Source organism: Massilia sp. (assembly GCF_046293535.1).
Taxonomy (GTDB): Bacteria; Pseudomonadota; Gammaproteobacteria; order Burkholderiales; family Burkholderiaceae_D; genus Telluria.
The window spans coordinates 1-8,490 of the sequence record NZ_JBKBOV010000009.1 but is presented as its reverse complement, the minus strand read 5'-3'; the positions used below and the strand labels follow the sequence as shown (position 1 = coordinate 8,490).

Below are 8,490 nucleotides of genomic sequence, written 5' to 3'. Positions count from 1 at the left end.
TTTTTGTTTTGTCCCCGTTTTTCTCACTTGACCCCCCCCCCCCCGCCAGTGGGAAACAAAAAAGCCGCGCAATGCGCGGCTTTTCCATTGTGGCGGCAAGGCTCAGCGGTTGCCCTTGACGATGTCTTTCACGTCCCCCACCTTTTCCTGCACCTTGCCTTCGGCCTGGTTCGACACGCCTTCGCGCTGGGCCTGGCGGTTGCCGACGGCTTCGCCGACCTTCTCCTGGATCTTGCCGCCGATGTCCTTGGCCTTGCCTTTGATTTGATCGTCGTTCATGTCAGTCACCCTCTTCGGTTGTGAAGCGAGCTCCCACCTTAGGCTTGAACACCGGGGCGTTCTGTTCGCCAATTAACACCTGGGCGGCATGAGCGGCTTGCGCCACACGCTGGCCAGCCAGGGCTGCTGCTCGCGCGGCAAGCCGGCCGGGCGGTAGTAATGATGCAGCGGGATGAAGCCGGCCGTGGTGAGGTAGGCTTCCCAGGCGTCGTAGTCGTGGTAGCTGCCGTAGCGCGGTCCGTTCCAGCCTTCGCGGTTGTCGCCGCGCGGGTTGGAGCTGAACAGCACGCCGCCCGGCTTCAAGGCGCCATGGAGCCTTGCCAGCACCGCCGGCAGTTCGGCGCTGGGGACGTGGAACAGCGAGGCGTTGGCGAAAATGCCATCGAACATGGCGGCCGGCAGGTCCAGGTGCAGGAAGTCCTGGTGCCAGACCTCGCAACCGCTGTAGCTGCGCGCCATCTCGGCAAAACGGGCGCTGCCGTCCAGGCCGATGGCGGTGTGGCCGAGCCGGGTGAAGGTCCTAAGGTCGCGGCCGGGGCCGCAGCCGAGGTCGAGGATCGTCCACGGCGCCGGGGCTTCGATCGCGCCCAGCAAGGCGTCGATGTTCTGGCTGACGTCGTGGTCGATGGTGCCGGCGAAAAAGGCGTCGGCGGTCTGCTCGTAGTGGGCCAGGGTGCGGCGGGAGATGTCGTCGGCGTTCATGACAGCATTATCGACCTAAATGATGCGGTATGTCGTCAGGATCCTTAATCCCCTATACGGCACGTCGCCCCGGCGAAGGCCGGGGACCAAGTATGGGGTTCCGGCCTTCGCCGGAACGACGGGCTGAGGGAGCTGGGGCAAGCAAGCGTACCTATCTGTTCGCCTGCACCGCCCCACTGGGTTACCAGACCCGCACCCGCTGCTCCGGCACCAGGTACAGCTTCTGTCCCGGCTGCACGTCGAAGGCCTTGTACCACGCATCCAGGTTGCGCACGGTATAGGTGCGGTACTGGCCCGGCGAGTGGCCGTCGGTCAGCACGACGCGGCGCAGCGAGGCTTCGCGCATCTTGGTGCGCCAGCTCTGGGCGAAACCGGTGAAGAACGCGCGGTCCGCTTCCGGGCCGCTATTCTTGCCTTTTGGCGAGGCTTTGAATGCATCGTAGGCCGCGGCCAGGCCGGCCAGGTCGGACAGGTTCTCGCTCAGCGTCAGCTGGCCGTTGAGGGCCAGGTCCTCAAAAGGTTTATATGCGTTGTACTGCTCCACCAGCTTCTGCGAAGCCTTCCTGAAGTGGGCCAGGTCTTCCTTCGTCCACCAGTCGCGCAGACGGCCCTGGGCGTCGAACTGGGCACCCATGTCGTCGAAACTGTGGCTGATCTCGTGGCCGATCACCGAGCCGATCGCGCCGTAATTGTGCGCGTCCGAGGCCTTCGGGTCATAGAACGGCGGCTGCAGGATCGCGGCCGGGAAGTTGAGCGCGTTCTGCAGCGGCAGGTTGACGGCATTGACCAGTTGCGGCGGCATGGCCCATTCGGTCTTTTTCGGCTTCTGCTTGAGCTTGGCGAGCTGCTGGGCGTAGTGGAATTCCTGGGCGCGCAGCACGTTGCCGAGCGCGTCGTTCGGCGAAACCTTGAGACCCTCGTAGGATGTCCAACTGTCCGGATAGCCCACGCCCACGTACATGGTGCGCACCTTTTCCTTGGCCTGGGCGCGGGTCGACGGTGCCATCCAGTCGAGCTTGTCGATGCGGCGCTCGAAAGCGGTCTTGATGTCGGCCACCATCTTCAGGATGCGTGCCTTGTCCTCGGCCGGGAAGTACCTGGCGACGTACATCTTGCCGACCGCTTCGTCCATCGCGCCGTTGGTGGCGGCCAGGGCGCGCTTCCAGCGCGGCGACTGCTGCGGCGAGCCGGTCAGGCCCTTGCCGTAGAACTCGAAGCGCAGGTCGGAATAGGCCTTCGGCAGCGTGCCGGCGAACTGGTTCAGGCTATGGAAGGCCAGGTAGTCCTTCCAGGTGCCCAGGTCGGTGGCGGCCACCTGCTCGGCCGCGCCCCTGAGCGCGCCCGGGTGGTAGGCGATGAAGCGGTCCTGCCCGGCGAGGCGCGCGCCCTGCATGAAGGCGTTCCAGTCCATGCCCGGCGCCCTGGCGGCGAAGTCCTTCATGGTCCAGGGATTGTTGGCTTTCTGGATGTCGCTCGACTCCTCGCGCGAAGCGTGGCTCTCGGCCAGTTCGGACTCCAGCGCAAAGATCTTCGCGGCGCGCTCCTGGGCCCTGTCGTAGCCGGCCAGCGCCAGCATGGCGGCGATGTACTGCTGGTACTTGCTGCGCAGTTCGGCCATCTTCGGGCTGTTGTCGAGGTAGTAGGCGCGGTCCGGCAGGCCGATACCGCCCTGCAGCAGATAGGGCAGGTTGCGCGACGGCTCGGTCAAGCCCTGGTTGAACCACACGCCGAACAGGTTCGGCGTATTGAAATTGGTCGCGTTCAGCGGGTCGACGTCGGCGCGCAGGAACTCGCCCAGCACGCGCGCCAGGCCCGCACGGTCCTTGATCGCGGCGATCCTGTCCAGGCGCGGCTTGAGTGGGGACAGCCCGGCCGACTCGATCGCCGCTTCGTTCATCCAGGCGGTGTAGAAGTCGGCCACCTTGCGGGCCTCGGCACTGGCGGACTTGCTGGCGGCCGCCTCTTCGATCAGCTTGACGATGCGGGCATTGGTGTCCTCGGCCAGCACATACATGGCGCCCCACGAGCCGCGGTCAGCCGGGATCTCGGTCCTGGCCATCCACTCGCCGTTGGCGTAGGCATAGAAGTCGTCGCCCGGCAACACGATGGCGCCGACCGGCTTGGCAACAGGTTTGGCGGCGCCGGCAGCGGCGTCCTGCCCGGCCGCGCAGACCGGAACGATGGCGAAGGCGCCGCACAGCGCCAGGGTGATGGCGGCCTTGATCGGAGTCCAGCTGGTGTTCATTCGCTTTCCTTCTTGTGAAAGTGGTGTTGCTCTTTATTGCAGGGCGGCGCGGACCTGCGGCAGCAGGCGCGCTTTCTGGTCGGCGCGGATGCGCACGCCGTTGCCGACGCGCTCGGCTTCGACAACGCCGTCGGGGCCGAAGTTCTTGCGCATGTAGGCTTCCATCATGTCGGCATGCGCCGGATTGCTCGAGGACGCCACGATGCTGGCGAACAGGTTGTTGCGTCCCAGCGCTTCCAGGTTGGCCAGCAGCGCCTCGCGGTTGGCGGTGGCGAATGTCCAGGTCTGCACCAGGTGCTCGCCGGCGACGCCGCCCAGGATGTAGGGAACGAGGTCCGGCGGGGTCTGGGGCGACAACAGCGACTGCAGGGTGCGCGCGGCCAGTTGCGGGTCCTGGGCGCTGGCGAGGGCGCGCTGGAGGCGGTTGCGCTCTTCGCTGGTCGGGGCCTTGGCGGCGCGCTCGGCCATGGCCTCGTAGGTGGCCTGGTCGGCATGGCGGCCGGCGGTGCCGGTGACGAAGTCGATCATCGACGGCGGCACCGAGGACGGGTCCACCAGGAAGCGCGCGAACCTGGCCTTGCCTTCCGCGATGGCCCCGGGCTCGCCGGCGCGCGCCAGCGCCGTGGCCAGCATGCCGCGCAGCTGGGCGTCCTCGGCGGTTTCCCCCGGCTTTTCTTCCCAGCCCAGCCGCTCGAACTTCGGGCGCGCGAAGTCGATCAGGAAGCGGCGGATCAAGGCCTGCTCCGGCTCGCCGCGCGCCAGCGAGTCGAGGGTGCGCAAATTGGACAGGATCGCCTCCCAGACCGCCACGCGCGGCTCCTCGCCGTACTTGCGCACCAGGTCCAGGTAGGCGTCCAGCCCCATGCGGCCGTTCGAGGCGAAGCTCCAGGTGTCCGACAGCAGCTTCAGGCGCGTGCTGTCCGGCAGGCGCGGCGCCTGCTCGGCCAGGGCGCGGAAGCTGGCCGGATCGTAGTGGACCCGGAAGTAGCCGACGCTGTGCGGATCGACCACCAGGGTGCCGTCGCAGCTGCCCTGGTTGATGGTCGTGCTCGGGGCGCTCAACAGCGTGGTCCAGGCCCTGCCGTTGACGGTGCCGACCTGCAGCGGCACGTTCCACAGGCGTTTTTCACGGGGCGGCTCGTCGAGGCGGTACTGTTCCTGCGACAGCGTCACCTTGCGCCTGCCCTCCTCACAGGCCTGCTCGACCTTGACCAAGGGGAAACCCGGCTGCAGGGTCCAGTCCGAAGCCAGCTTGCCGACCGGCTTGCCGGACGCCTTTTCCAGCGCGGCCCACAGGTCGCTCGAGGTGGTATTCGAATACTGGTGCTTCGCCATGTAGGCGCGCATGCCCTTGCGGAAGGCCGATTCGCCCAGGTAGGCTTCCAGCATGCGCAGGAAGGCCTCGCCTTTCAGGTAGGTGATGGCGTCGAAGGCCGCCGCGGCCTGTTCCTCGGTCTCGACCGGGGTCTGGATCGGATGGGTGGTCTTGCGCGCGTCCAGGTTCATCACGTATTCGCGCTCGGCCATGCCTTCCAGGTAGGGATGCCATTCGGGGTGGAAGTGATGGGTCGCCTTGGCCGCCATCCACGACGCGAAGCCTTCGTTGAGCCACAGATTGTCCCACCAGGCCATCGTCACCAGGTTGCCGAACCACTGGTGCGCCAGCTCGTGGGCATTGATGTCGAAGGTGCGTTTCTTGACCCTTTCCGGGCTTTTCTTCGGGTCGTACAGCAGGGTCGGCTCGTTGTAGACCACCGCGCCCCAGTTTTCCATGGCGCCGTTGAAGCCGCCCGGGATGGCGATCTGGTCCAGCTTGGGCAGCGGATACGGGATGCCGAAGTAGTTGTTGAAGTAGCGCAGCAGGTCGCGCGTGGCCCCCAGGGCGAAGGCGGCCGAGCCGAGCTTGCCTTCGGTGGTGACGATGCCGATGTCGACGCCGTCCTGCCTGGCGGACAAACGTTCGAGTTCGCCAGCCACCAGCACCACCAGGTAGCTCGGCATCTTCGGGGTGTTGCCGAAGCTGATGCGCTGCATGCCGCCGCCGAGGTCTTCGCGCTTGTCGATCGGCGTGGTCGAGTAGGCCTTGAAATTGCCCGGCACGTCGACCGTGAGCTTGAAGCGGGCGCGGAAGGCCGGCTCGTCCCAGGTCGGGAGCATGCGGCGCGCGTCGGTCGGCGCCATGGTGGTGGCGATCAGCTTCTTGTCGTTCCCGCCCGCCTTGTAGTTCACGTAGAACAGGCCGCGCCCTTCGCGGTTGATCTGGCCGCGGAAGGCCAGCGCCAGCTGGTACTTGCCCGGCGCCAGCGGTTGGGGCAGCGCGAAGCGCAGGGTCTGCTGCTGCCTGTCGAGGATGGGCTCGAGCGGCAGCTTGCCGATGCCCTTGCCAGACAGCGAAGCGGCGTCGATCTGCATGTTGTCGGCATTCAGCATGATGGTCGAGGTCGGCTTTAAAACCTCGATCTCGACCGTCTGGGTGCCGTGGAAGCTGTTGGTGGCGAGGTCCGGCACCAGGTGGGCGTCGTACTGCAGCGGCACCACGTCCTTCGGCAGCTTGCCCGGCGTGGCCGCGAATGAAAATGGCGCCTCGGCCTGCGCCGTGGCGGCGCCCAGGGCCAAGGCAAGCGCGGCGGCAGCCTTGCGCGCCCGCGCGACTGGCATGTCTCTCATAAGTCTCTCTCTCGCATCTGTTTTTATTTGTCGGCCCCTGCGCGCTTTGGCGCAAAGACCCAGCACGCACTGTAGGAAAGCCGGGCGCCGCCTGCGCGCGGATTGCGACAGACTGCAAAAAACGGGGCCAGGCTGCGCAAACCGGGGAATGGCGGGCGCGGTCCGGAGCATGCGAGGCGGATTGAACATGCATGAATAGCAACATTTTCATCTGCCGAAAAAAATCAAAAAAATTTTCGAAAAAGCCTAAAGTTCCCGAAAGCCCATCCGTAAACGCCTTAGATACCCGGCAATCCGGCCGGCGTTGATTGCCTTGGTGCCAACATGACCTCGAACGACGTCCTCTCGATGTACGAAAACCTTGCTGGCCTGAGCAGCCAGATGAAGGGCGCCGCCGAGGCTGGCGACTGGACCGGTTTCGACAAGCTGAACGTGCAGGCGGCGGTCGCCGCGGGCGCCGCGATCGGCGGCGTACCGGCGCTCGACGGCGCCAAGCGCCAGCGCAAGATCGACCTGCTCAAGCAACTGATGGCCAATGACCGCGCGATCCGCGAGGTGACCGAGCCCTGGATGGGGCAACTGGACCGCGCGATGTGCGCGCACTGATTCAGTAACGCAAATCAAGAAGAAGGCGCCCGCGAGGCGCCTTTGTTTTTGGCGTAGGGTGGCCGGGTCTCCCGGCCGCGCGTTCAAATCTCGGGTGAACAGTGGCGCGGCTGATCAATGACCGGTTGAACGCGCGGTCCGCGAAGCGTGATCTGGTCCACTGGACCAGATCACCCCTACGATTCGAGATTGCTCAGCTTGCCCAGGCAGCGCCGCTGGTAACTGTTGAGCCCTTCCGTGACGAGCGCGTCGTCCTCGGACAGCTTGCCGGCATCGATCAAGAGGCGCAGCTTGGCGATGCGATCCCCCTGCGCCAGCGCCTGCGCCAGGTTCGTCCCTGTCGGATCGCCCGCACTGGCGATCGCCTCGGCCACCGTGTCCGGGAAATCCCAATGCCTGGCGATCACCGCCGACAACTGCCGGCTGCGCGCCAGCAGCTCCACCCCAAAGGCTTCGCTAGCCGGCAGCTTGCCGTTCTGGCAGACGCGGTCGGCCAGCCGGAAGGCGACGATCAGCCCGACGTCCTGCATCAGCCCGGCCAGGCAGGACTCGAAAATGTCGGCCGCCACCGCCGAGGCCATCAGGCTCGCCGCCACCGCGCATTTTTCCGAATGGTTCCACACCAGGGGCGCCGCGCGCCGGGCGAAGCCCGCCTCGTGCAGCTTGATCACGGGCCGGAAGGCAACCCGCGCCAGCAGCATGCGCAGGCCGTTCTGCCCGAGCAGCATGATGGCGGCGTCCAGGGTCTTGATCGGGGTGACGGGCCGGTAATAGGCGCTGTTGGCCTCGCGCAGCACTTCGGCCGTCAGCACCACGTCCTCGGCCACCTGGGCGGCCAACCGGCCGGTGCCGACGCTTTCGTCGCGCAGGCTGTGCAGCAGCCTGGGGATCAGTTCGGGGACGCGCGGCACCAGCTCGGCGGCGGGGGCCGGGTTCTGCGCCAGCGTGCGCACCTGCTCCAGGATCAGGCGCTCGGTCTCGGCTGGCGCGTCGAAGCGGGCCGGACCTGCCAGCCAGCGGTAATAGAGGGTGTCGACCGCCGCAGTGTCGATGCCGCCGTCCGGCTCCTCGGGCGCGGCCGCCTGGGGCTGCGCGCCGCTCAATAAACGATTGATCCAGTTTTTCATAGTAGCCGGGGTCTGTGCCGCAAGCGAGATTGTAGCCCGTCCTGAAGCACTCGGCCGGCCCCTCATGCAAAACGCATGAAGCGAGGATGGCGGATGGAAGTCCTGAAAAGACAAAAGCGCCCGCAGGCGCTTTGGCTGTCACCGAGCAGAACGCTCGGTCACGGAATCGGGGAGAGCGATCACCAGGTATCTCCTGGCGTCGCCTCTTGCCGGTTGCATCCGGCGTTCACGGTCTCGGTTGACACGCGAACCGCTTCCGGACACAGGCGTTTCTTCAACGTCCGCCTGCTTTCCGCGCCACGCTATCGGTGGTGGCTGCGCCAGGCCGCTGTGCCGTCTGTGATCTCGCGACCACGGAAATGAGTATAGCAAAAAATTCAAGCTTGTGTAGACGAGTTGTGCGCGGCCTCGTCCAGAGTCGGCTCGGCCGTCGAGGCCGGCGCCGGCTTGCGCTCCAGGCGCGCCTTCAGGCGCGCGCCCAGGCCGACGCGACGGCCCTCCCCGCGCCCTGCCGCCCGCCTGGCGCGCAGGACGACCACCAGCCCTGCCAGCAGCGCCAGCACGCCGGCGCCCAGCCCCGCCAGCAACCAGGGCGCGCCTTCCTCCGGCGGCGCTTCCGGCTTTTTCTTCTTGACCGGGTGCACCGGCCGCTGCGGCGCCGGCGGCGGCTGCACGCTGGAAACCGGCGCGGCGCCCGCGGCCACCTGCAGCAACTTCACCTTGTCCTCGAGCTGGCCCAGCTGTTCGCGCAACATCGCATTCTTCGCGCCCAGCACCACGCAGGCATCCACCTGCGGCCTGGGCTGCGGGGCGCAGGCGCCGCCGGCCGTGGCCGCTTCAAGCGTCGACGGCACGGGCCTGGCC

7 protein-coding genes are annotated in these 8,490 nt (G+C 66.6%); 1 reads left to right on the top strand and 6 read right to left on the bottom strand.

What is annotated here, in order from left to right; genetic code table 11:
- Window positions 1–102 precede the first annotated feature (102 nt).
- From ACK4S9_RS07140 to ACK4S9_RS07125, 4 genes are all read right to left on the bottom strand, one after another.
- Window positions 103–279 (bottom strand): CsbD family protein, encoded by a 177-nt coding sequence (locus ACK4S9_RS07140; RefSeq protein WP_027864847.1) that lies wholly within the window; start codon window positions 277–279, stop codon window positions 103–105.
- 72 nt (window positions 280–351) lie between these two features.
- Window positions 352–981: a class I SAM-dependent methyltransferase gene (locus ACK4S9_RS07135; protein WP_409723445.1), complete on the bottom strand. Its 630-nt coding sequence runs from the start codon at window positions 979–981 to the stop codon at window positions 352–354.
- Window positions 982–1,162: 181 nt separating this feature from the next.
- Window positions 1,163–3,226, bottom strand: a complete 2,064-nt coding sequence (locus tag ACK4S9_RS07130) for a M13 family metallopeptidase (protein WP_409723442.1) — start codon at window positions 3,224–3,226, stop codon at window positions 1,163–1,165.
- A gap of 33 nt (window positions 3,227–3,259) precedes the next feature.
- Window positions 3,260–5,893, bottom strand: coding sequence for a M1 family metallopeptidase (locus ACK4S9_RS07125; protein WP_409723440.1), 2,634 nt, complete (start codon window positions 5,891–5,893; stop codon window positions 3,260–3,262).
- Window positions 5,894–6,217: 324 nt separating this feature from the next.
- Between ACK4S9_RS07125 and ACK4S9_RS07120 the strand changes: the two genes are divergently transcribed.
- Window positions 6,218–6,499, top strand: a complete 282-nt coding sequence (locus tag ACK4S9_RS07120; protein ID WP_409723438.1) for a flagellar protein FliT — start codon at window positions 6,218–6,220, stop codon at window positions 6,497–6,499.
- Between the two features lie 176 nt (window positions 6,500–6,675).
- Here the strand turns inward: ACK4S9_RS07120 and ACK4S9_RS07115 are convergent, their stop codons facing one another.
- Window positions 6,676–7,626, bottom strand: a complete 951-nt coding sequence (locus ACK4S9_RS07115; protein WP_409723435.1) for an HDOD domain-containing protein — start codon at window positions 7,624–7,626, stop codon at window positions 6,676–6,678.
- Between the two features lie 377 nt (window positions 7,627–8,003).
- The coding region (locus ACK4S9_RS07110; RefSeq protein WP_409723433.1) for a hypothetical protein at window positions 8,004–8,490 on the bottom strand (487 nt) is incomplete at its 5' end.

Coding starts and splice junctions, on each gene's coding strand:
- ACK4S9_RS07125 (WP_409723440.1), bottom strand. CDS start 5,893: ATGAGAGACATGCCAGTCGCGCGGGCGCGCAAGGCTGCCGCCGCGCTT.
- ACK4S9_RS07140 (WP_027864847.1), bottom strand. CDS start 279: ATGAACGACGATCAAATCAAAGGCAAGGCCAAGGACATCGGCGGCAAG.
- ACK4S9_RS07130 (WP_409723442.1), bottom strand. CDS start 3,226: ATGAACACCAGCTGGACTCCGATCAAGGCCGCCATCACCCTGGCGCTG.
- ACK4S9_RS07120 (WP_409723438.1), top strand. CDS start 6,218: ATGACCTCGAACGACGTCCTCTCGATGTACGAAAACCTTGCTGGCCTG.
- ACK4S9_RS07135 (WP_409723445.1), bottom strand. CDS start 981: ATGAACGCCGACGACATCTCCCGCCGCACCCTGGCCCACTACGAGCAG.
- ACK4S9_RS07115 (WP_409723435.1), bottom strand. CDS start 7,626: ATGAAAAACTGGATCAATCGTTTATTGAGCGGCGCGCAGCCCCAGGCG.